We start from the raw sequence: 21,164 nt of genomic DNA, 5'->3' as shown, positions 1-21,164 counted from the left end.
CGGAGGAATCGCGATGGCATGCAAAAATGTTCTGTTGATCGTGGTCGATCAGTGGCGGGCCGATTTCGTGCCCCATCTCCTGCGGGCCGTGGGCCGCGAACCGTTCCTGCGGACCCCGAACCTCGACCGCCTGTGCCGGGAGGGCGTCACCTTCCGCAACCACGTCACCACCTGCGTGCCGTGCGGTCCCGCCCGCGCCAGCCTGCTGACCGGCCTCTATCTCATGAACCACCGCGCCGTGCAGAATACGGTGCCGCTCGATGCGCGCCACTTCAACCTCGGCAAGGCGCTGCGCGGCATCGGCTATGACCCGGCGCTCGTCGGCTACACCACGACGACACCCGACCCGCGCACCACCTCGCCGCGCGACCCGCGCTTCCTCGGCCTCGGCGATATCATGGACGGCTTCCGCTCGGTCGGTGCCTTCGAGCCCCATATGGACGGCTATTTCGGCTGGGTGGCGCAACAGGGCTTCGCGCTGCCCGAGAGGCGGGAGGACATCTGGCTGCCCGATGGCGTGGACGCCGTGCCGGGCGCGACCGCGCTTCCCTCGCGCATCCCGCACGCGCTGTCGGACTCGGCCTATTTCACCGAGCGCGCCCTCACCTATCTCAAGGGCCGCAACGGCAAGCCGTTCTTCCTGCATCTCGGCTACTACCGCCCGCATCCGCCCTTCGTCGCCTCCGCGCCCTATCACGCGATGTACCGGGCCGAGGACATGCCGGCGCCCGTGCGCGCGGCGAGCCCCGAGGTCGAGGCCGCCCAGCATCCGCTCCTCAAATTCTACATCGACAGCATCGAGCGCGGCTCCTTCTTCCACGGCGCGGAAGGATCGGGCGCGACGCTCGACGAGGCGGACATCCGCCAGATGCGCGCTACCTACTGCGGCCTGATGACGGAGATCGATGACTGCCTCGGCGAGGTGTTCGCCTATCTCGACGAAACCGGCCAGTGGGACGACACCCTGATCGTCTTCACCAGCGATCACGGCGAGCAGCTCGGTGACCACCATCTCCTGGGCAAGATCGGCTATTTCGACGCGAGCTTCCGGATTCCGCTCGTGATCAAGGACCCGCAGACGCGGGAGCGCGGCGGGGTCATCGACGCGGCCTTCACGGAGAGCATCGACGTGATGCCGACCATCCTGGAATGGCTCGGCGGCGAGATCCCGCCCGCCTGCGACGGCCGTTCGCTGCTGCCGCTCCTCGCGGGCGACCGGCCCGGGGACTGGCGCACGGAGATGCACTACGAGTATGACTTTCGCGACATCTTCTATTCCCGCCCGCAGGACCGGCTCGGCGTCGGCATGAACGAAAGCAGCCTCTGCGTCGTGCAGGACGAGGATTACAAATACGTCCACTTCGCCGCCCTGCCGCCGCTCTTCTTCGACCTGAAGGACGATCCGCACGAATTCATCAACCGCGCCGACGACCCTGCCCATGCCGCGCGCGTGCGTGACTACGCCCAGAAAGCCCTGTCGTGGCGGCTTGTCCACGCCGACCGCACGCTCACCCGTTACCGCGCCGGTCCGCAGGGCCTGCACTCGCAGGAAAAGTAGGAGAGCGCACCCGCTATCCACGCCTGTCCGACGGCAAGCGGTCCCGGCAGGCTTCATCGGACCGGGCGCACGGCCTCCGGCGCCGGATACGGCGCCACCCTACGCGAAGCCTCCCTCAACGCGCGCTCGAAGAGCTGCTCTGGCGCGGGCGCTTGCCAGCGATCCCGAGGTGCTGCTGCCGGACGAGCCGATGTCGGTGCTCGACAGCCGTCCGGGCATCACCACGCTCTATGTCACCCACGATCAGGAAGAGGCGTTTGCCCTGTCCGATCGCATCGCCGTCTGTCGCCGCCGGCTGTTGCTGCCATGGCTCATTCCTGCTCCACGGCCCTCCCCTCGTCATTCTGCACTTTCCTGCGACGTTTCCTTGGAGAAGCCGGCATCTCGGCTGCTGCATCGTCGTCGGTTGCGGTCCCGGTAAACTCCTCCGTCCAGTCGTTCGTCGATATGCCGCCCGGCGGCGGCGCGACAAGCCCAGCCAGCGCCTGATGGACACTGATGAGGAAGCCGGGCACCTCCTTATGACTTATTGCGTTATTGTCAAGGAAAGCCGTGACGATCCCGACCGTGTATTCCATCAGCGAAGTTCCCTGCGGCTCCTCCCCAGAGAGCGGACCCGCGGCACCCTCGCTATTCAGGTCGAGCGATACGAGGTCGTCAGGCGGTGAGAAAAAGCGCTCCTCCGCCACCGACTCCAGAAAGATGCTTTCTTCCCGGACGACACCTACCGTCGCAAAGGTTATCGCGCGTTTGAATGCATCATGGTACTGGGCGATCAAACTGGCAATCAACACGCTTCGGCCATTGATTACCTTCACTTCACGACCATTGATGATTTCGCGCGCGCCGACAGGATCGTTGGCGGTATTGCTGAAGTAGCGTCGCAACGTATGCCGGCCTCGCGCGTCACTCCGGAACCAGCCCTCTTCCATGCCAACGAACATGATGACGGCGGCGTTTCCGGCATCCATCGCAAGATCAGGGGTCCGAACGAGATCGGCGCCGATGAACTCGCCGGCACGTCTATAATTTTCGCGCCAGGTGAGTTGCACGTAGCCGCGTCCGTAATAGGGATAATAACGGAGATTGCGGCTACGCCATTGCTCCGATAGCCAATAGGCTTCACGAACGGGCTGCATGGTTCGGTTAGTTTCATGGAAGGCGGTGGCGAACATATAGGCGAGCCAGCGCACGTCGCCATCAGGCGCACGACGCTCCCAACCGTTCAGGATAGCGTTCATGCCATCTACTTGGGACTGCTTCAGGGTGCCGAACAATGGCCGTATGGAATTGAAAAAGATAGCCCGGTCGATCACCATCTCGCTTCCCTCCTACCACTGCTTTCACATTGCTTTGGACTTACCCCAACTTTTCCGACCGCTCTTCAAGCTAAATATGCGCCATAACAGCGCCTAAACTGCAACATGCACTGCGATGCTATAGTATTTGATAGCACCTGTCCATCGCGAGGCGGTGGACTTTTCCTTTAAAAGGAGAGATCGGACTCCTGAAAATTGTTGGGAGATCAATCCATGACGGATGAGAGGTCCGGACGCTGGCACTCCGGCCGAGTTTCGTACCGAGGCCATCAGGTCTGTCGAAGCGAGCGGCCGGATGGTCGGCGAAATTGCGCCGGACCTCGGTATCGGTCGCTCAATATTGATGCGGTGACTGAAGCGAGCCACCTCCCCGAGGCCGGGGGAAGCGATCGCTTTGTTGCTGGCCGTGCGGACAGATCCTTGAAACCCTCAAGGGCGGCTCCGCCCACGCAGAACAAATTACAGATCCAAACCTTCAAGCAATTCCAGCAAGAACGGGAACCGGTTTTGCGTCCGGAATCGCGTAAAAACAAAGAGATAGATCGTTCTAGAGCGATACGATTACCGACTTGATTTCGGTGTAAAGGTGTAGACCTTCATGGCCTTTCTCGCGGCCCCAGCCCGATTGTTTGAAGCCGCCGGTCGGCAGCGCCGCGTCGACAGAACCGTGTGTGTTGACGCCGATCCGGCCGGCGCGAATGCGCCGTGCCATCTTGTGCGCTATGCTGATGTCGCGCGTCCAGATGCTTCCGGCGAGACCGTAGATCGTGTCGTTGGCCTGCTTGGCGATGCGATCGAGGTCGTCGTCGTCGAAGCTCATCGCGCATAGCATCGGTCCGAAGATCTCTTCGCGGACCACGGCCATCTCCGGTTTCGTGCCGGTCAGGATCGTCGGCGCAACGAAATAGCCCTCATTGCCGACGCGCGTGCCGCCCGCCGCTACCGTGGCGCCCGCAGCCTTGCCCTGCTCGATATAGCCGGTGACCCGGTCGAGCTGAACCTGCGAGATGACCGGCCCCATCTGCGTGCCTTCGTCCAGGCCGTGCCCGATCCGGATCCTGCCGGCTTCCCGCGCGATACCGTCGACGACCTGATCGAAGACTTTCTTGTGCGCGAAAAGCCGCGAGCCGGCTGTGCAAACCTGACCGCTATTCGCGAAGATCGCCTGGGCAGCGCCTGGCACCGCAATGGACATGTCGGCATCGGGGAAGACGATCACGGGTGATTTGCCGCCGAGTTCGAGCGAGACTTTCTTCAGGTTGCCCGCCGCGGCCTGGACGATGATGCGGCCGACCTCGCTCGAACCCGTGAAGGCGACCTTGTCGATGTCGGGATGCGCGGCGATGGCGGCGCCCGCGGTCGGGCCGAAGCCCGTGACGATGTTGACGACGCCGTCGGGAATGCCGGCTTCCTGAATCAGCTCGCCGAGGCGCAGCGCGGTCAATGGCGTCTGCTCGGCCGGCTTCATCACCACGGTGCAGCCGGTGGCGAGCGCCGGTGCGAGCTTCCACGCCGCCATGCCGATCGGTCCGTTCCACGGAATGATCTGCCCGACGACGCCGACCGGCTCACGGACGGTGAAAGCATGGAAGTCGCCCGGCGTCGAAATGCTCAGCGTTTCACCGGTGATCTTGGTTGCCCACCCCGCCATGTAGCGGAACATGTCGGCGGCCAGCGGCACGTCGCGCGAACGCGCACCGGCGAGTGGCTTGCCATTATTCAGCGACTCGAGCTCGGCAAGTTCATCGGCGTTCTGCTCGATCAGATCGGCAAGCTTCCAGAGCATCCGGCCACGGTCGCTCGGCGCGATGCGGCTCCAGGGTCCATCTTCGAAAGCGCGGCGCGCCGCCTTGACGGCGAGATCGATGTCGGCCGCGTCGCCTTCGGCAATGCGTGCGATGACCTTTCCGGTGCCGGGATCATAGGTGTCGAAGACCCTGCCCATGCAGGCCGCGACCCACTTGCCATCAATCAGGAGCTTGTGCTGGCGCGCCAGGAACGTCGCCGCTTGCTGTCCGATCCGGGGATGAACGAAAAGCATATCCATGTCAGTCTCCGCTGCTTCGCCGCCTGCCGGCGCGAGAGTGGCGCCTTTCGGTTTGTTTGATCGGGAACTCGGTATTCAAGAATACCATCTCATGGTATACCTATTGAGTAAAGTGGATTGGCGCTCGGCCGTTTCTACCGTTGAACGAAGCGGTCGGGATCGGGATAGCCACGAACCATGTTCCTGATTTTCCGGCATGATGAGTCGCGTCTCAGCCACCGTCACCGTCGCTCTTATCGTCATCTGACTTCTTTCATATTGTCATACAGCCGTCCGGCAGCTAAGCAATGGTCCGCCGGGACAACGGAGAAAGACGCCGGAAAAGAGGAAGAATGAGCGAAAGTGAACAGTTCGCGACCGGGTTGGAAGTGCGCCACGCTGTGCTCGGGTCAGCAGGAAGACGCGCAGCATGCTCGACCTCGCCATGCCCACGGCGATGGGCCAGTCGGCCGAGCTGAAACTGCATGTGAAGGGTGCCGTCGTCGATCCGGCTGCGGAGACCGGAAAAAACAAGACCGATGGATAGCATATAGGAACCGCCGTGTTGGACAATCTGACCGATCAGAATGCCGGCTATTCCCTGCGCATCGACAGGGAACAGCAATCGCTCACGCACAAAGTCTGCGATGCGCTGCGCAAGGCCATCATCAGCGGGGAATTTGAGCCCGGCCAACGTCTTGTCGAACGCATGCTGTGCGACCTGACGGGTGTCAGCCGAACCGCCATACGCGAAGCTTTGCGGACGCTCGAGGCTGAAGGGCTGGTTGTCAACATCCCCAATCACGGGCCGACCGTCGTCACCATAAGCCGTGACCAGGCGGAACAGATATACACGGTGCGCCTTGTCCTCGAAGTCAAGGCTGTCGAACTCTTTCTCCAGCACATGCAGGACGAGGATCTGGCTTTGCTTGAGAGAGCTTTGCGGGGCATGGAAAAAGCATGCGCCGACGGCGACATCATGCGCGTGAACGACCTCAAGCGGGAGTTCTATGACATTATCGTCACCCGTTGCGGCAACCAGATCATCGAACAGATGCTGAAGCAGATCTTCGCCAAGATAGCCATTCTCCGCCATATGACGATGGTGCAGATCAATCGTACCTTCGACGCTATCAGCGAAATGCGGGCCATGTACGAGGCACTGGCATCCAGGGATGAGGAAGCGGCGCGCACGGCCTGTATCCGGCATGTCAATGCCGCAGCGGCTGTCGCCTTGAATGCGCTTTCCCGTAATCAGAAATCCTGAAAACCGGAATAACGCCTTCGGGGCCCTCCCGGCGGCGTACCACCCTGCGATGCACCGCTGCGAGTCTCCGCTTTTCCGTCGCGCCGGAAGCCTCGGAGCGTAACAAAGTGCAGGAATCCATATTGACAGCGCCATATGGTATACCATAGCATCGCAGACATGAGACAGGGTGTTACCGATCTTCCCCCAATCCTTGGCGACACGCTCCGCACCTTCACGGGGACCGACGGAGCGCAGGCGGTTCTGGAAAGGATGCGGGACGCGGCAGGGCTGATGACCGGTCCCCGTCTCGGCGCGATCAAGGCGACGCGGTTGAGCTTCGCCAACGTTCTGGCCCGCCACATGATCCTGCAGCGCTGGACCATCAGGCGGGAGCGATTCAGTTGCGACCGGGAAGGAGACGGCTACGGCGTCTACAGGATCGACGCCAACGGCTACCCCATCACTTACATAGCCCGAACCTATGCCTGGGATGGCATAGAAAAGGCGGGCAGGCGCTCCGACGGCGCCAAGCGCGACATGTTTGGCGCGATCTTTGTTGGTAACCCCTGTGAAGATCGGATAGCCGAGGAATTCCGCACCTTCGATCTTCGCGACGCGTCCGCCATGCGTACGCGTTCGGACGTGACCGGATGGACTCCTGCCAACCGCAGCGTGCGGTATTTCGACCATGTGGTGGATTCACTGATCGCCGGCGAGCAGCCCGATCCTGCCGTGCTCGGCAGCGGAACCGGCTATATCCTGCGCAACGGCGGCTATCTCGGCAGTGGACGTCAGGGAACCCTCTCCGTGGATGGTTTCCCGAAGGGCCACCCCTTCCGCCACCCTTTCTTTGCAGATCTGTTCGGTCTTTACATGGTGCGGCAGGTCTCCATCGATCTCGTCAACGGCGTGGCTGCGGCGCGCAATCCGGAAGCTGCGCAGCTTTCTCCGGATATCGCGCGCTATATCGGCGTGGGTAACTCTTCCGGGCAGGGCATGTGCGTGGCGCTGCAACGCTGGCCTGAATGGGTGGCAGCCTGGCTGCTGGTGCGGGAACTGTCCCTTGCCTACGCCGCGACCCGCAAGCCGGATGCGCCCAGTGTCGAGCGCATGGACGCGATGTTGCGCAAGGCGTCGGCGTACTACGTCTCCATCGAATTGCAATGCGAGGACTACGTTGTCCCTCCCGCCGGGCTTGCGAAGAACCTCGATGCCCTCCGGTCGCTGCTCCCTGCACCGGGGACGGCCGGCTTCGATGACTGGGGCGAGCTTGCGGCACGGGTGGATGCGCGTTTCGACATGGAGACGGCGGAGCAGTTCAATTCGCTGCTGATCGATCTCTACCCGGCATTCGCCGATTCCGCTGCCGCCTATCTGCCAGCGGGCATGTGGCGGGACCGGGACGTCCGGCCCGAGACCTCGGTTGGCGAGCTTCGACGCCTGCTCATGGAGAACTATGGCTGGGCGCTTCGCTACGACCTGCGACCATCCGGGACGCGCCGGCACTTCTGGTATCATTCCGCCGACAATGGTGAACAGCGGCGGGGCGAACGCATTCTCGATCCACACGAGGAGTTCGAGTCATTCACGGATCATATCGGCTGCATCCAGCATCTGAGCTGCGTGCTGGCGAGCTACCCCGCCGAGACGCCTCTCGCCGAGGTTCTGCTGGATAGGCCCGATCTCTATTATGGTGCGGCCCGTGTCCAGTATCTGGCAGGCGTGCCCTATGCCGAAATCCGCGACAATCTGATCGACCGCGACTTCATCCCCGCGCATCTCATCCGCTTCTTCCTGTCCGTCCTGGGGATGGAATGCACGACCCCGCTCAGCATCCGCTATGTCCGCGGGGTATTCTTCCAGGGCATGCCCTTGCCGGAGGATATCAGCGGCGGCACCGTCGACGACTGGAAGTTTCCCCTCCAACCCCATGTGCCTCAGAAGGCGGATGTCGCATGAGCGCGGTTCTATCCTCTGTATCGGAGATCGCGCGTGTCGGCGGTTGGGCACTGCGCGGCATAGGCTATCCCTTCGGCATCGCGGAACGTGGCGTCCGCCTGCTGACATGGTCGGAAGCTGTCGGCGGACAGGCGATAAGAGGTCTTCGTCTGGCGGAAGACGCCATAGGGGAGTCGCTCATGGCCGGACAATGCCGGCATGAGGGCGACGCAAGCGCGGGCCGGACTGTTCAGGCTCTCGGACGGCACCTTCTCGAAATCGGCGCACCGGTAATCGATCTGGCGACCTGTGACGCGCGCCGCGCGACCATCGGCCATGTCGCTGCGGACGGCGTGTTTGGCCTCGGCCTCCTTCCCTCGCTCGCCCATCTGCTCGCGCAGCGGCGGCTTTCCGGGCTTCTCTCCTATCGCGCGGAGGCGGACGATTTCCTGCCCGACGGGTTTCCTGCTGCCGGGTGGATGATCGTGCGCGGCGGCCCGGGCCGGGCCGAATGCGAATTCATCCACGGGAGTTTCGAGGGAGAGACCGGGGACCTCCTGCGCAGCGCCCTGTCGGGTGTCGCGGGCGTCGTCCCGGCCGGCATGCGGGAGCGGGTTCTGCGCGACATCGAGGAAATCGCCGGCGGCCGACGCGGACGTATGGGCGCCCTTGCGGTTGCAGACCCGGGCCCCTCGATCGACGGGCTGCTCGCGGCGTTGCGCCCGGGGCAGGGCGTTCGATCCATCGACTTCACCGGCCACTTTGCCGACGCGCTGGCCAACGGCGTACCGATCGACGCCGGGGACCTCCATTATCTTTACGGGCTTGAAGTGAGGACCTGGGCGCCGACTTCGGAGCGGTCGCGCTCGCAGGCGGGCTACGGAGTCTTCTAGAGCATGCCATCATTTCACGGAAACTGACATGCTCTAGGTTTTTGATTTTGAGCGAATTCTCATCGATCAGACGATTCCGTCCGATCGGAACGCGCTCTGGACATGCTGGGGAGTGTCGAATGCTTTGGCGTGAATCGGATGCCCATCCCGACATGAACGAGTTGCTGGCGGCCAAGCATGCGCTGCCGAAGTCGACCGATCCCGAGGTCCTTCGGAAGGGGTGGGAGGACTATGCGCGCAAGATGCAGCGGCCCTATCCTGCGGGCATGGAAATTACCGACACCGCTTTCGAGTGTCCCGGCGCAGGAAGGAATGGCCGCGTTCCGGTACGAATCTATTCATCGTCCGACGCCGCCTCTTCCCCCTGCATCGTCTACCTGCATGGGGGAGCCTTTACGAAGGGTAATCTCGACAGCGGCGACCCCATAGCCTGGGGGATAGCGGACCATACGTCCTGCATAGTCGTATCTGTCGATTACCGCCTGGCGCCGGAGCATCCGTTTCCGGCCGGGGTCGAAGATTGCTACGCCGTGCTGCTGTACCTTTCGCGAAATGGAGCCAGGCATGGCATTGATCCGCGCAGGCTCGCCGTTTGGGGAGACAGCGCCGGCGGCAACATGGCCGCCGCTGTCTGCCTGATGGCACGGGATCGCGGCGAACCTGTCATTCGGGCGCAAGCGTTGAACTATGCATGCCTGACGGATGACCTGAGTGCTCCCGCCTATCGGCTCTATGCCGACGCGCCTGTTACGACCGCATCGATCGATCGCGCCTGGAATGCCTATCTCGGTTCCGGCCGCCCGACGTCGGACCCCTATGCGGCGCCCCTGAAGGCGATGGATCTACGGAACCTGCCGCCGGCGCACGTCCATCTTGCAGAATTCGATTGCCTTGCGGACGACAGCCGGGCCTATGCCGACCGGCTGGCGTCGGCCGGCAACGAAGTCGTGCTGCGGACCGCCCCGCGCATGATCCACGGCTATCTGCGCGCCCGCTTCTTCGGACCCGTGGCAGCCGAGGAGTTCGCCGCCCCGTGCAATTTCCTGCTCGCGAAGCTGACAGGTGAAACGGCTGGCGAGGACGCATGCTCCTGATCCTGACAAGGCGGTTGCTGTGGGCAATTCCGAGCGCATTGCTGATTACCGCACTGTTGTTCTTCAGCGTTGCCGGACTTCTCGGCAGTCCTGCCGCCCTTATGCTGGGGCAGGACGCCACCGCCGAGAGCATAGCCGAGTTGAACACACGCCTCGGATTCGACCGGCCTCTCCCGGTCCAGTATCTCGAATGGATGGGCAACGCATTGCGCGGCGATCTGGGGCGGTCCTACTCCACGCACCAGACCGTCGCCGAGATCATCCTTCCCAGCCTTCCCGTGACCCTCGAACTGGGACTTCTGGCGATCTTCTTCGCCGGCCTGATTGCCGTCGGCGTGAACAGCCTGACTTTCGGCACCCGTCTCATACGACCGGTTGCGACGGCCTTCGCCATGGTCGGCATCACCCTGCCAAATTTCGCCCTCGGCCTCAGCCTTGTCTTCCTTTTCTCGGTCAAGCTCGGATGGTTCCCGACCATCGGATGGGCGCCGTGGTCGGAAGGGCTGCTCACCCATCTCCGCCATATCTTTCTGCCCATACTGACGCTTTCAGCCTACTATTACGGCTCCTTCACGCTCATTTATCGCGCCGAATACGAGACGGTTTCCAAGCAGCTGTTCGTTAAGGTAGCCAAGGCCAAGGGCCTGGGCGAGACGGCGGTATCCTTCAGACACGTAATGCCGAACGCCATCTTGCCCGTCATAACCTATGTCGGCCTCAGCCTCGGTCAGCTCATGGGCGGGGCCGTTGTCACCGAATCGATGTTCTCGATCCCGGGCATGGGAAACCTGCTCGTGAACTCGATCATCACCCGCGACTATCCCGTAATGCTTGCCATTGGCATGATCACCATCGCCGGCGTAGTTCTGATGAACGCGCTCGCCGATGTCCTCTATGCGGTGGCGAATCCCCAGATTCGGTTGTCCTGATCAACAACTAAGAGGGAACAGACATGCTACGCAGGGACTTTCTGAAGCTTACTCTCCTTTCGACTGTTCCAATGCCGTTAGGCGGAATTTCAGCGGCGTTGGCCCAGGAGACCCCACGTTCGGGAGGAACGCTTACTGTCGCGATGCAGAACGACGCCAAGTCGCTCGATCCGACCTTCCAGATCAATTTCTCGGAGCGGCAGCCGCTCTACCTGATCTACAACACGCTGGTCGGACTGGCACCAGACTTCACCATCATTCCGGAGCTTGCGGAATCATGGGAAACCGCTCCGGACGGAAAAGCGCTGACGTTGCATCTGCGCGGCGGCGTCAAGTTCCACGACGGAACCGATTTCAATGCCGCCGCTGCGAAATGGAATCTCGAACACCGACTGGACGAAGAGGTCAATTCGCCGTCGCGCTCTCAACTGACGGAGGTGATTGCAAGCATCGAGGCACCCAATGACAATACGCTGGTCCTCAACCTGAAGGGCCCCGCGCCAAGTCTGCTCGGCATGCTGGGGCAGCGTGAAGGTTTCATGATCTCGCCGCAGGCAGCCGAGAAATACGGCACCGATCTGGGGCGGAACCCGGTGGGCACCGGGCCCTTCGTCTTCAAGTCCTGGATACAGAACCAGCGGATCGTCGTGGAGAAGAACCCCGACTATTGGGAACACGGCAAGCCTTATCTGGACGGCGTGACATTCATCCTGATCTCCAATGCCGCTGTCAGCGTGCCTCGGCTTCTGACCAAGGAGGTGGACTTCGTCAGCGGGCTCTCGCCCCTCGACGTCCGCACGCTCGGAGAGGCTCCCAACATCGATCTCGCGCCCGGCCCCGGAAGCCGCTGGCTCGCCCTCCAGATGCGCGTCGACCGCCCGCCTTTCGACAATCTGAAACTGCGGCAGGCAATGGCCCATGCCATCGATCGCCAGCGCATGGTCGACATCATCACCAGCGGCCAGGCCAAAATCGCGGAAGGCTTCACGCCGCCGGGACTCTGGTGGCACGACCCCGACCTGAAATCCTACGAATATGATCCGGATAAAGCGAAGGCGCTGGTTGCCGAGATCGGCTCGCTCGCCGATACGGAGCTGCCGCTGGCCACGCAGCCCGTTCCGATCTACCAGCAGGTCAGCCAGCTCGCGCAGGAACAGATGAATGCCGTGGGACTGAAGGTCAAGATAACGCCCGCTTCCGTCAGCGATTGGTACCCCCAGCTCATCCAGGGCGCCATCAGCTTCCTGCCGATCCGCTGGACCCAGCGCCCGGATCCGGACGGGCTGTTCACCTATCTGTTCGACAGCAAGTCCAGCGCGAACACCAGCCGCTATTCCAACCCCGAGGTCGACCGCCTCCTGGCGGAAGCCCGCAATCTGACGGACAACGCCGAGCGCATCCCGCTGTACAAGCAGGCGCAGGCGCTCATGACGCACGACCTCCCCTATATCCCGCTCTTCTTCTCGATCGAATTCGGCGCCATGCAGAACACTGTGCGCAACTTCGTCTGGGTCGCGGACGAGATTCCGCGCTTCCGCGATGTCTGGAAAACCGCCTGAGAAGCGCTCGGCCTCAACAGGAAAGGCCCCGAGGCAGGACGGCTAGGCCATCCTGCCATCATTTTTTTGAGGCCGTACCCGTTGAGGTTCAACATGAAATGGCTTGTCCCCGATGACGTGTTTGTTAGGACAGGCATATGACAACTGCGGCAAGGCCCGGCAGAGGCCATGCTGATTTGCTGGGAGGGACCATGGCCAGGACCGGAAATTCGCTTTGGGTCAAAAAGGAAGTCGAACCACTCAGAGAGCGCACGCTCAGGACGCTGCGCAACGCCATCCTTTCCAACCATCTCAAGCCGGGACAAAGGCTGGTCGAACGGGATCTGTGCGAGCAGGTAGGCGTCAGCCGCAGCAGCATTCGCGAAGCGCTGCGGTATCTGGAGTCGGAACGGCTCGTCGAAAGCCGTGGCACGAAAGGCATGTTCGTTTCCGTGCTGGACCGAAAGCAGGCTCTCGAAATCTACGAAGTCCGCATGGCCCTGGAGGCAGAAGCGGCCCGCCACTTTGCCGAACGGGCGAGCGAGGACGATATGAAGGCGATCCGCGAGGCGTATGAACGCGTCGAACGCGTCTCGCTCACGGATGCCGAGGCATACAGCAGCGAAATTAACCGCTTCTTTGAAATATTGTTTGCTGGAGCAGGCAACGAGACGGCCTTCTCGCTGGTCCACACCTTGCGTACACGCATCAACCTCCTCCGGCAGGCTACCATCCGCGTAGCGCCCAGAGAACGTCTCATCGGCTCCATGGCACAGATGAAACTGATCGTGGAAGCCCTGGAGCATCGCGATGGGCCTGCAGCCGCGGAGGCGTGCCGGGGCTATGTGGCCCGCTCGGCCAGCTTTGCCGATCAACTTCTGCAGAAGCAGGAGCAGGAACAGGACGGGCCGAACGCGCGAACAGCTGACAGCCCCGGTTTCGACGCTCCGGAATAGCAGGAAACCCGGCCCGACGGATGCTGCTCGCAAATTTCATCGGCGCGGCCCGAGCAAAATCAGGCCGGCACGGCTCCCGTCTGATCGACGCCCATCGCTTTCATGTCCTCGTACCTGTCGCCGATCCGTGCATGGGGGCGGCCGCCCGTCGATGCGCCGATCGCTACCACGATCTCGTCGGGGCCGGGCGCGTCCGCGATCGATAGCGTCGCGGTCAGGAAATGCGAACGCTGACCTTCGGCCGTGATATGTTTGAGCGGAATATCTATCGAGCACCCCGCAGCCGCCCGCTTGTTGGTGAAGGGCAGGAACGAGACTCCGGATACAGCCTCTCGCAACTGGTTTCCGAACCGCAGCGTGTGAATCAGGGCGGACGCGTGCTCGACCTCGCCGTTGACGCCGACGACCGCCGCCTTGCCATAGGCCTCGACCTTATCTGCACCGCCTATTGCCTCAAGCAGAAGCGGAACGAGGGTGGTGCCGAGCTTCGGAGCAATGTCATGTATTTCAACGGCGAGGTCAGCCACGAATCCGCGTCCCGCCCAGGGATTGGTCAGCACGGCCGCCGCTGCCGCCATCCGCCAGGGCTTTTCGACCCTCCTGCTTCCTTCGAGCAAAATGTGCTCCGTGCTGACCACGATCTTCCGCAACAACTGTTCCATACCTCGACCTCTTTCTGACAGTCCAGTCGGCTTCCTTGCGGGCTCACGGAGAAACCAGGACTAGGTGGGATTTCAAACTTGACTATGCCATAAGATGGTATACCATCTTATATGAGATCACAAGGGAATTGTCGATGCAGTATGTCCGTTTCGGCCGCACGAACATCAAGGTATCGAGGATAGGCCTCGGCGCCATGGGGTTTGGCGACCCTGCCTGGCGGTCGTGGGTTCTCCCCGAGGAGGCAGCCCGCCCGATCATTCGGCGCGCGCTGGAAGCGGGCATTAATTTCGTCGATACATGCGACTACTATTCCGCGGGGGCGAGCGAGACGATCCTGGGCAACCGGCTATGGGAATATGCGCGCCGCGACGAGATCGTATTGGCAACGAAGGCCGGCAGCCCGATGGCGAAGCATGTCAACGGCCGGGGATTCTCGCGAAAGCACCTGTTCGATGCCATCGACGCTTCCCTACGGCGCCTGAAAACCGATCACGTGGATCTCTTCCAGACGCATGTCTGGGACCCGGACACCGATCTGGATGAGATGATCGATGCGTTCGATGCCATCGTGAAATCGGGCAAGGTGCTTTACGTGGGCGCGGCGCAGATGCCCGCCTGGAGCTTCGTTCGCTGCGTCTCGCTGGCGGACAGTCGGGGGCTGGCCGCTTTTCGCTCCATGCAATGCGAATACAATGCCTGCCATCGGGAAGCGGAACGGGAGTTGCTGCCGTTCTGCCGCGACAGGGGCCTCGCAGTCACGCCCTTCAGCCCCATGGCACGGGGTTTCCTCTGTGCTGACCGGCGCAACTCCGAAGCTGCAACCGAACGTCACCGGACCGACGAATACACCTTGAAATACTATCATCGGGATGCAGACTATGCCGTGTTCGACGCCGTGGCGGGGGTTGCCGCCGCCCAAGGGATAACCCCCGCGCAGGCGTCGCTGGCCTGGACACTCGCGCAGCCGGGCGTCACGGCCCCGATCGTCGGGCCAACCAGGCTGGAGCATGTCGACGAAGCCGTCGCCGCCCTGTCGGTCCAGCTTGACGAAGATGCAATCAGGCGCATCGAAGCGGCCTACCTGCCACGGTCGACACGTGGCGGCGGCCACTGAAACAAGCCACCATCGTCGCGGCTTGACAGCACGTGCAGCCAGCAACAACGTTGGTATGCCATAAGACAACAATACAGTTGGGGAACACGGAGTCAGACAACCAATGCGGCAATTCGAGCTATTGACAGACGGCGCGTTTCGCGGGGCCGAAGCGGACGCATGGCGCGGGCATGGTGAGCCACGGGCGATCATGATCGACGACTCCGGCGAGTCAGCGGCTGCTCTCTTCGTCATGCATTAACGGTCGAGGAGCCCGCTCAATGTTCAGGGCAGCCCATATTCCTGTCGAAACAGTCCCAATCCGCGGAGCAAGCGATGCCGCGCACAGGCGGTGCCAGGGATGAAGACGCTTTTTTCGACCCCGCTGGGACTCGCTGGCAGTGTGATTGTTCTCGCCATCGTCGTGGTTGTCGCGCTTGCTCCCCTGTTGGCGCCGTTCGACCCAACGCAGAGCAGCGTATTTTTTCTGAGCCCGCCCGATTCCACCTATCTGCTCGGAACGGACGATCTCGGCCGGGACACCTTCTCACGACTGCTCTATGGCGGCCGCTCGTCACTGATCGTCGGCATCGGTGCATCCATCATCGCTCTCATCGTCGGCCTGCCGATAGGGCTTGCCGCGGGCTATCTGGGCGGGCGGGTCGATCTGGTTGCGCGGCAGTTCATAGACCTCTTCGTGGCTCTGCCCGGCCTCGTGCTGGCGCTCATCATCGCCGCAGTCATGGGACCGACACTTCTCAACCTCACGCTGGTCCTGGGCTTCGTCAACTGGCCGCGCGTTGCCAGGCTCGCCCGGGGTCAAGCCCTCGCCATCCGGGAATCCGTCTTCGTCGAAGCGGCCCGAGCGGCGGGAGCGGGTACATTCTGGATCATCCGCGCCCATATCTGGCCGAATATTCTGCGCATCATCGCCGCCCAGTTCGCCCTGACCGTCGCCTACTCCATCTTCACCTCGGCAAGTCTCAGCTTTCTGGGCTTGGGCGTTCCACCGCCGACTCCCGACTGGGGGGCTATGGTTCGCACGGGGTTCGACTATCTCGCGATCAACCCGATGATGAGCCTCGCGCCCAGCGCAGCGGTCGCCCTGACCGTATTCGGCTTCTATCTTATTGGAACGAATATTGAATGACCGCCACCGATCCCAATACGCCGCTCGTCGAAGTGAAAGGCGTAGATGTCGTCTTCCATGCCAAGGCTGTGAACGTGCATTCGGTGAGGGACGTCTCCTTCTCCATCGGCAGACGCGAGGTGCTGGCGCTCGTGGGCGAGTCGGGTTCCGGCAAGTCCACGACAGGCCTTACCCTGCTCGGGTTGCATCCGCTGCAAAAGGTCTCCGTCAGCGGCGCAATCCGTATCCGCCGCAAGAACGGTTCGCACCTCAACGTCGTCGGCGCCTCCGAGCGGCAGTTGCGCCGGCTGCGCGGCAACGATGTCGCGATGATATTCCAGGAGCCGATGTCTTCGCTCAATCCGGTGCACCGCATCGGCGACCAGATCGTGGAAGCGCTGCGCACGCACGGTTCCATGCCACGGTCTGAAGCGCGGACGCGCGCGTTGGAACTGCTGACCAGGCTGGGCGTGCCAAGTCCGCAGAAATGCCTGGTCAGCTATCCGCATCAATTGTCCGGCGGGATGCGCCAGCGCGTGATGATCGCAATGGCCCTGAGTGGCGAACCGGCTTTGCTGATCGCCGACGAGCCGACGACGGCGCTGGACGTCACTATCCAGGCGCAGATCATCGACATCCTGAAATCTCTTCAGGAACAGACGCATATGGCAATTCTTTTCGTCTCGCACGATCTCGGATTGGTGAGCCAGATCGCGTCGCGCGTTCTTGTGATGTATGCTGGCCAGATCGTGGAGGAGGGCCCCTTGCCGGAGGTCTTCCGGCATCCGCGCATGCCCTACACTGCCGCGCTCATGCGCTCCCGCGCCGAGTTGGGCGCAACGGACCGCAAGATCGAGCCGATCCCCGGCAACGTCCCGAACCTTGCGAAGCTCCCCGAGGGCTGTGCATTTCATCCACGCTGCCCGCACAGTGTCCCGGGTCTCTGCGATAGGCGACCGCCTTCGCTCGAGCGCGCGGCGGAAAACTGGCGGGTGCGCTGTCATCGTTGGCGCGAACTTCGGACCGCTGAAGCATGACGACTTCTCCAATGATGCAGATCAGGAACCTGCAGAAATATTTCGACATCAAGCAAGGCCTGTTCTCGCGGGTGGTAGGCCATGTACACGCCATCGAGGACGTGTCATTCGATATCGCTCAGAGGGAGGTGCTTGGTCTTGCGGGCGAGTCGGGGTCGGGCAAGACGACGATCGGCCGCGCCGTGCTGCGGCTGGTTGAGCCGACGTCCGGCCAGATCACCTTTGCGGGGGAGGACGTTCTGCGCTTCGACGCTGCGAAGCTGCGCAATTTCCGCCGTTCCGCACAGATCATATTCCAAGATCCCTATGCATCAATCGATCCAACCATGAGCGTAGCCGATGTCGTGGCCGAACCGCTACGGGTCCAGTCGCTTGCCAAAGGATCCGAGCTTGCCGACCGCGTCGAGAAACTGCTTGCGGACGTTTCTCTGCCGGCCGACTTCATGCGCCGGCGACCGGCCGAACTATCGGGCGGCCAGCGTCAACGTATCGTCATCGCACGCGCCCTCGCGGTCGGTCCCCGCTTCATCGTGGCGGACGAACCGGTTTCGGCGCTCGACGTGTCTATTCAGGCGCAGATCATCCGGCTGCTGGAGGACCTGAAGGAGCAGCACGGCCTCACCATGCTGTTCATTTCCCACGATCTGGCGATCATGGAATATCTGTCGGATCGCATCGCGATCGTTTATCTGGGCCGGCTCATGGAAATCGGTCCGAGCAAAAGCATCGTCCGCGAGCCGAAGCATCCCTATACCGAAGCCCTCATCTCCGCGATTCCGGATATGGAGGCGAGGAGGAAGCGCATCATCCTGAAAGGAGACGTTCCGACGCCGGTCGCGCCGCCTCCCGGCTGCGTATTTCATACACGCTGTCCCTATGCCCTGCCGGCCTGTTCGCGGGAAGTGCCGGAGTTGAGAGAGGTCTCGCGGGGCCATAGCAAAGCCTGTCTGCGCGATGACATATTATGACTGCGCTTCTTATGGATCAGGTGCTCAGGAGGTCGCTCTTTGCAGTTTCTGCCTGGAGCGCCTTCTTGATATGAGCAAGGAAATGCCGTCGAGGGCGCTTGTGAAGGGCCGGATATGCCCTGGATGCTCAACGGTCGCCGGCGCGCGTCACATCAGGTTTTCCTGTGCTGCCTGATAGACGGTCCGCACGATCGGCTGGAAACCGGGGCTGCGCGTGAGCGAGACATCCAAGTGGAGGTGCCATGGATTGCCGAGCGGTACCGAAGACGGCTCCATTGTTCCGCCGACCAGCGCGACGAGCCCATAGATCGAGGTGGGCGCCTCATCGGCGATGTTGACGATGTATCCGTCCATCGATCAAGGCAAGCTTCATGGCAGTAGCGATGTCGCGATGATGGATCATGCTCATCCTTTGGGCTGGACGCGCGGCTGTCCGGCCGAGGAGAAACCGCCCAGGCAGGCGCTGGATACCGTCGTCGCGGCTCGCCTCTGGGAGACGTCCCAACACCTGACCGACGTGACGTTCGCGTGAGACATCCACGCACGCCGCGCAGCCAGGCCTGCTGCCTGCTTTTACAGCCACCTGCAGACTTCGGCCTACTGCGCGCGAGGCTGGTTATTGTCCACCACCTCCTGATAGGCGACCAGATCGAGAAACGCTTCGGCCTCCACAACCTTCCCGTTGTCCAACCTGAAGATCCAGACGAATTGATTGTTGTAAGGCCTGCCGGAGGTGGTTGTTGAAGACGCATCGAAGCGGATGATGACCATGTCCCCGGCCGCCCAGATGTGATGCACTGTCGGCCTGAGCGGCGTAGCCAACCTTTGAACCAGAGGAAGCGACGCGCGCCGAAGGAACTCCTCTACGCCTTTGTACGTGCCTGCGACCGGCCCAGAGCCGAGGATGGTCCATTTGACGTCAGGCGAGAGGATCCCAAACACGTTGCCGCCTTCGGACGACCAAGCTTCGAACGCCTCGCGTACGATCGCCTCGTTATGTTCTTCCCTCTGACTGTCTTCCGTGTTCGCCTGCGCAGCCGTGGCGTTGACGATAAGCGCCAAAGCGATGAGTGGGCTGCGCATAAAAGGAAGGCCAAGTTTCATCCACATATCCTTTCAATGCGGGGTGGCCACCAGGAACCGGGAGAGCCTTCTCGTCCCGACGCTGGGCATGCTGGTCACTTTTCACGGAAGAACACCATGCCGCCGTGGTGAAGCTCGTCCCTGGTCACGAAGATGCCGTCCGCGATGAAGCCAGTGTCATCCCAGTAATTGATGTGGTTCCCGGCTATCTCATAGCGACCCCGGTAAGCACTTTTCCGAGTGCCGCGTGCCTCGTCGTACCGTCCATTGGGAAGAAGTTCCTGGCGAATGTGTCCGTCCGCAGTGACCCACATGCCGACATAGGGGTGTTGATGCATCTTTGTCTCCGTTTGATTGGCGAGGATCAGGACGTCCCTCGACCCGCGCGCGGGGTCGGCCGGGGACAGCCGGTCCGCTTGTAGAGCCGGGGACTGCGCCGACGCGATTTGGCTCTGGACAGCAAGCGCCAAGATTAATAGCGCGCTTGCGGCAACGCTCGCTTGCTTTACGGAATGACTGGTCATCGGGTTTGATCCTCAAATCGTGCAAGACTTACCTGCGGCCCTCGACTGTCGTGCCGCCGAACATGAGCTGCTGCGCCATTGGCCGCGAGATGAAGCGCGCGGGAAAGATCGGTGCGGGGGCGCTGGCCTGCTCCAGGCGTTCGAGCTGTCCGTCGGTGAAGATGATGTTCAGCGCGCCGAAATTGTCCTCTGCCTGAGCAAGCGTGCGTGCGCCCATGATCGGAGAGACCACTGCAGGATTGCGCAGCGTCCAGGCGAGCGCGACCTGAGACCGCGTGGCGCCCATTTCCCCGGCGATTTCGCCCACCACATCGGCGATATCCAGCGCGCGTTCGGTCAGGTGGCCGGTCGAGGCGATGATACCCTTGCGCGTCGGGGAGACGTTGGCCTCATTCTCGTCCGAGAGGTCCGAACGGCTGTACTTGCCCGTGAGGATGCCGCCGCCCAGGGGCGACCATGGCAGAACCCCGAGGCCCATCGCCTGCGCCATCGGTATCAGCTCATATTCGACCGTGCGCTCGACGAGGCTGTATTCGATCTGCAAAGCGACGAACGGCGACCAGCCGCGCAGATCGGCGATGGTCTGCATCTGCGCGATGCGCCAGGCCGGCGTGTTGCAGATGCCGACATAAAGGATCTTCCCGGCCCGGACGAGATCGTCGAGGCCGCGCATCACCTCTTCGGGTGTGGTGGTGAAGTCCCACGCATGCACATGAAGGAGGTCGATGCAGTCGGTGTCGAGCTGGCGCAGGCTGGCCTCGACCGAGCGCACGAGATTGAGGCGATGATTGCCGCCGGAATTGGAATTGCCATGGTCGCGCGCCATGGTGAACTTGGTGGCGAGCACGATGCGCTCGCGCTTGTCCCTGATCAGGCCGCCGAGGATTCGCTCGGACGTGCCATTGGTATAGTTGACCGCCGTATCGACGAAGTTGCCGCCGCGATCGACGTAAGCGTCGAAAATGCGCTTCGCCTCCGCGCCGTCCGCTCCCCAGCCCCAGTCGGAGCCGAAGGTCATGGTGCCGAGCGAAAGGGGCGAAACACGCACGCCGGATCGTCCCAGCAACCGATAGTGGTTAAGGGCAGTGGTCTTTGACATGGATGGGCTCTCTCCGATGAAAGCGAACACGTCGCTGTTTTCCTGCCCTGGAATCTGGCCGATCCCGC

Annotated in this window: 20 protein-coding genes and 1 pseudogene; 14 read left to right on the top strand and 7 right to left on the bottom strand. The window is 62.1% G+C overall.

Annotated features, from left to right (window positions below):
* The first annotated feature begins 13 nt into the window (after positions 1-13).
* Together pehA and ACUSIJ_RS15770 are read left to right on the top strand one after the other, a co-directional pair.
* Positions 14-1,558 carry a phosphoric/sulfuric ester hydrolase PehA gene (pehA, locus tag ACUSIJ_RS15775; RefSeq protein ID WP_449309364.1) on the top strand — a complete coding sequence of 515 codons (1,545 nt, stop codon included), beginning with the start codon at positions 14-16 and terminating at the stop codon, positions 1,556-1,558.
* 127 nt (positions 1,559-1,685) lie between these two features.
* Positions 1,686-1,841, top strand: a pseudogene (locus ACUSIJ_RS15770) (ABC transporter ATP-binding protein); the annotation flags it as partial.
* Positions 1,842-1,869: 28 nt separating this feature from the next.
* On the opposite strand, the gene ACUSIJ_RS15765 reads toward ACUSIJ_RS15770, so the two are convergent.
* Entirely contained in the window at positions 1,870-2,877 is a 1,008-nt protein-coding gene (locus tag ACUSIJ_RS15765; RefSeq protein ID WP_449309363.1) for a glycoside hydrolase family 19 protein, read from the bottom strand.
* A gap of 547 nt (positions 2,878-3,424) precedes the next feature.
* A complete protein-coding gene (locus ACUSIJ_RS15760; protein ID WP_449309457.1) occupies positions 3,425-4,918 on the bottom strand; it encodes an aldehyde dehydrogenase family protein in 1,494 nt (497 codons plus the stop codon).
* Between the two features lie 550 nt (positions 4,919-5,468).
* Between ACUSIJ_RS15760 and ACUSIJ_RS15755 the strand changes: the two genes are divergently transcribed.
* From ACUSIJ_RS15755 to ACUSIJ_RS15725, 7 genes are all read left to right on the top strand, one after another.
* Positions 5,469-6,170: a GntR family transcriptional regulator gene (locus ACUSIJ_RS15755; RefSeq protein WP_449309362.1), complete on the top strand. Its 702-nt coding sequence runs from the start codon at positions 5,469-5,471 to the stop codon at positions 6,168-6,170.
* A 159-nt stretch (positions 6,171-6,329) separates the two neighbouring features.
* Positions 6,330-8,111 (top strand): hypothetical protein, encoded by a 1,782-nt coding sequence (locus ACUSIJ_RS15750; protein ID WP_449309361.1) that lies wholly within the window; start codon positions 6,330-6,332, stop codon positions 8,109-8,111.
* Positions 8,108-8,983 carry a hypothetical protein gene (locus ACUSIJ_RS15745; RefSeq protein WP_449309360.1) on the top strand — a complete coding sequence of 292 codons (876 nt, stop codon included), beginning with the start codon at positions 8,108-8,110 and terminating at the stop codon, positions 8,981-8,983. The genes ACUSIJ_RS15750 and ACUSIJ_RS15745 overlap by 4 nt, the downstream gene beginning before the upstream one ends.
* Before the next feature lie 152 nt (positions 8,984-9,135).
* Positions 9,136-10,077 carry an alpha/beta hydrolase gene (locus tag ACUSIJ_RS15740; RefSeq protein WP_449309359.1) on the top strand — a complete coding sequence of 314 codons (942 nt, stop codon included), beginning with the start codon at positions 9,136-9,138 and terminating at the stop codon, positions 10,075-10,077.
* Positions 10,068-11,006: an ABC transporter permease gene (locus ACUSIJ_RS15735; protein ID WP_449309358.1), complete on the top strand. Its 939-nt coding sequence runs from the start codon at positions 10,068-10,070 to the stop codon at positions 11,004-11,006. The genes ACUSIJ_RS15740 and ACUSIJ_RS15735 overlap by 10 nt, the downstream gene beginning before the upstream one ends.
* Positions 11,007-11,149: 143 nt before the next feature.
* The gene (locus ACUSIJ_RS15730) at positions 11,150-12,565 is read left to right on the top strand and encodes an ABC transporter substrate-binding protein (protein WP_449309357.1); all 1,416 of its coding nucleotides are present in this window, start codon (positions 11,150-11,152) and stop codon (positions 12,563-12,565) included.
* A gap of 191 nt (positions 12,566-12,756) precedes the next feature.
* Complete coding sequence (locus ACUSIJ_RS15725; protein ID WP_449309356.1) at positions 12,757-13,500, top strand: GntR family transcriptional regulator; 744 nt, start codon at positions 12,757-12,759, stop codon at positions 13,498-13,500.
* Positions 13,501-13,559: 59 nt separating this feature from the next.
* On the opposite strand, the gene ACUSIJ_RS15720 is transcribed toward ACUSIJ_RS15725, so the two are convergent.
* Positions 13,560-14,162, bottom strand: a complete 603-nt coding sequence (locus ACUSIJ_RS15720) for an amino acid synthesis family protein (protein WP_449309355.1) — start codon at positions 14,160-14,162, stop codon at positions 13,560-13,562.
* A 134-nt stretch (positions 14,163-14,296) separates the two neighbouring features.
* On the opposite strand from ACUSIJ_RS15720, the gene ACUSIJ_RS15715 reads away from it, so the two are divergent.
* From ACUSIJ_RS15715 to ACUSIJ_RS15700, 4 genes are all read left to right on the top strand, one after another.
* Positions 14,297-15,277: an aldo/keto reductase gene (locus tag ACUSIJ_RS15715; RefSeq protein ID WP_449309354.1), complete on the top strand. Its 981-nt coding sequence runs from the start codon at positions 14,297-14,299 to the stop codon at positions 15,275-15,277.
* Positions 15,278-15,617: 340 nt separating this feature from the next.
* Positions 15,618-16,406 (top strand): ABC transporter permease, encoded by a 789-nt coding sequence (locus tag ACUSIJ_RS15710; protein ID WP_449309353.1) that lies wholly within the window; start codon positions 15,618-15,620, stop codon positions 16,404-16,406.
* Entirely contained in the window at positions 16,403-17,422 is a 1,020-nt protein-coding gene (locus ACUSIJ_RS15705; RefSeq protein ID WP_449309352.1) for an ABC transporter ATP-binding protein, read from the top strand. The genes ACUSIJ_RS15710 and ACUSIJ_RS15705 overlap by 4 nt, the downstream gene beginning before the upstream one ends.
* Complete coding sequence (locus ACUSIJ_RS15700; protein WP_449309351.1) at positions 17,419-18,390, top strand: ABC transporter ATP-binding protein; 972 nt, start codon at positions 17,419-17,421, stop codon at positions 18,388-18,390. The genes ACUSIJ_RS15705 and ACUSIJ_RS15700 overlap by 4 nt, the downstream gene beginning before the upstream one ends.
* Before the next feature lie 147 nt (positions 18,391-18,537).
* Here the strand turns inward: ACUSIJ_RS15700 and ACUSIJ_RS15695 are convergent, their stop codons facing one another.
* On the bottom strand, positions 18,538-18,744 hold the full coding sequence (locus ACUSIJ_RS15695) for a hypothetical protein (protein ID WP_449309350.1): 207 nt from the start codon (positions 18,742-18,744) through the stop codon (positions 18,538-18,540).
* On the opposite strand from ACUSIJ_RS15695, the gene ACUSIJ_RS15690 reads away from it, so the two are divergent.
* Entirely contained in the window at positions 18,731-18,922 is a 192-nt protein-coding gene (locus ACUSIJ_RS15690; protein WP_449309349.1) for a hypothetical protein, read from the top strand. The genes ACUSIJ_RS15695 and ACUSIJ_RS15690 overlap by 14 nt on opposite strands.
* 65 nt (positions 18,923-18,987) lie before the next feature.
* Here the strand turns inward: ACUSIJ_RS15690 and ACUSIJ_RS15685 are convergent, their stop codons facing one another.
* The 3 genes from ACUSIJ_RS15685 to ACUSIJ_RS15675 form a co-directional block, all read right to left on the bottom strand.
* Complete coding sequence (locus ACUSIJ_RS15685) at positions 18,988-19,494, bottom strand: nuclear transport factor 2 family protein (RefSeq protein ID WP_449309348.1); 507 nt, start codon at positions 19,492-19,494, stop codon at positions 18,988-18,990.
* A gap of 74 nt (positions 19,495-19,568) precedes the next feature.
* On the bottom strand, positions 19,569-19,997 hold the full coding sequence (locus ACUSIJ_RS15680) for an Atu4866 domain-containing protein (protein ID WP_449309347.1): 429 nt from the start codon (positions 19,995-19,997) through the stop codon (positions 19,569-19,571).
* A 28-nt stretch (positions 19,998-20,025) separates the two neighbouring features.
* The gene (locus tag ACUSIJ_RS15675; RefSeq protein WP_449309346.1) at positions 20,026-21,096 is read right to left on the bottom strand and encodes an aldo/keto reductase; all 1,071 of its coding nucleotides are present in this window, start codon (positions 21,094-21,096) and stop codon (positions 20,026-20,028) included.
* Between the last annotated feature and the right edge of the window lie 68 nt (positions 21,097-21,164).

The sequence above is a fragment of the Pseudochelatococcus sp. B33 genome (assembly GCF_053570585.1).
Note: the sequence above shows the minus strand (reverse complement) of the source record. Positions and strands in the feature narration are given on the sequence as shown.

Coding starts and splice junctions, on each gene's coding strand:
- pehA (WP_449309364.1), top strand. CDS start 14: ATGGCATGCAAAAATGTTCTGTTGATCGTGGTCGATCAGTGGCGGGCC.
- ACUSIJ_RS15765 (WP_449309363.1), bottom strand. CDS start 2,877: ATGGTGATCGACCGGGCTATCTTTTTCAATTCCATACGGCCATTGTTC.
- ACUSIJ_RS15760 (WP_449309457.1), bottom strand. CDS start 4,918: ATGCTTTTCGTTCATCCCCGGATCGGACAGCAAGCGGCGACGTTCCTG.
- ACUSIJ_RS15750 (WP_449309361.1), top strand. CDS start 6,330: ATGAGACAGGGTGTTACCGATCTTCCCCCAATCCTTGGCGACACGCTC.
- ACUSIJ_RS15745 (WP_449309360.1), top strand. CDS start 8,108: ATGAGCGCGGTTCTATCCTCTGTATCGGAGATCGCGCGTGTCGGCGGT.
- ACUSIJ_RS15740 (WP_449309359.1), top strand. CDS start 9,136: ATGAACGAGTTGCTGGCGGCCAAGCATGCGCTGCCGAAGTCGACCGAT.
- ACUSIJ_RS15735 (WP_449309358.1), top strand. CDS start 10,068: ATGCTCCTGATCCTGACAAGGCGGTTGCTGTGGGCAATTCCGAGCGCA.
- ACUSIJ_RS15730 (WP_449309357.1), top strand. CDS start 11,150: ATGCAGAACGACGCCAAGTCGCTCGATCCGACCTTCCAGATCAATTTC.
- ACUSIJ_RS15725 (WP_449309356.1), top strand. CDS start 12,757: ATGGCCAGGACCGGAAATTCGCTTTGGGTCAAAAAGGAAGTCGAACCA.
- ACUSIJ_RS15720 (WP_449309355.1), bottom strand. CDS start 14,162: ATGGAACAGTTGTTGCGGAAGATCGTGGTCAGCACGGAGCACATTTTG.
- ACUSIJ_RS15715 (WP_449309354.1), top strand. CDS start 14,297: ATGCAGTATGTCCGTTTCGGCCGCACGAACATCAAGGTATCGAGGATA.
- ACUSIJ_RS15710 (WP_449309353.1), top strand. CDS start 15,618: ATGAAGACGCTTTTTTCGACCCCGCTGGGACTCGCTGGCAGTGTGATT.
- ACUSIJ_RS15705 (WP_449309352.1), top strand. CDS start 16,403: ATGACCGCCACCGATCCCAATACGCCGCTCGTCGAAGTGAAAGGCGTA.
- ACUSIJ_RS15700 (WP_449309351.1), top strand. CDS start 17,419: ATGACGACTTCTCCAATGATGCAGATCAGGAACCTGCAGAAATATTTC.
- ACUSIJ_RS15690 (WP_449309349.1), top strand. CDS start 18,731: ATGTATCCGTCCATCGATCAAGGCAAGCTTCATGGCAGTAGCGATGTC.
- ACUSIJ_RS15695 (WP_449309350.1), bottom strand. CDS start 18,744: ATGGACGGATACATCGTCAACATCGCCGATGAGGCGCCCACCTCGATC.
- ACUSIJ_RS15685 (WP_449309348.1), bottom strand. CDS start 19,494: ATGAAACTTGGCCTTCCTTTTATGCGCAGCCCACTCATCGCTTTGGCG.
- ACUSIJ_RS15680 (WP_449309347.1), bottom strand. CDS start 19,997: ATGACCAGTCATTCCGTAAAGCAAGCGAGCGTTGCCGCAAGCGCGCTA.
- ACUSIJ_RS15675 (WP_449309346.1), bottom strand. CDS start 21,096: ATGTCAAAGACCACTGCCCTTAACCACTATCGGTTGCTGGGACGATCC.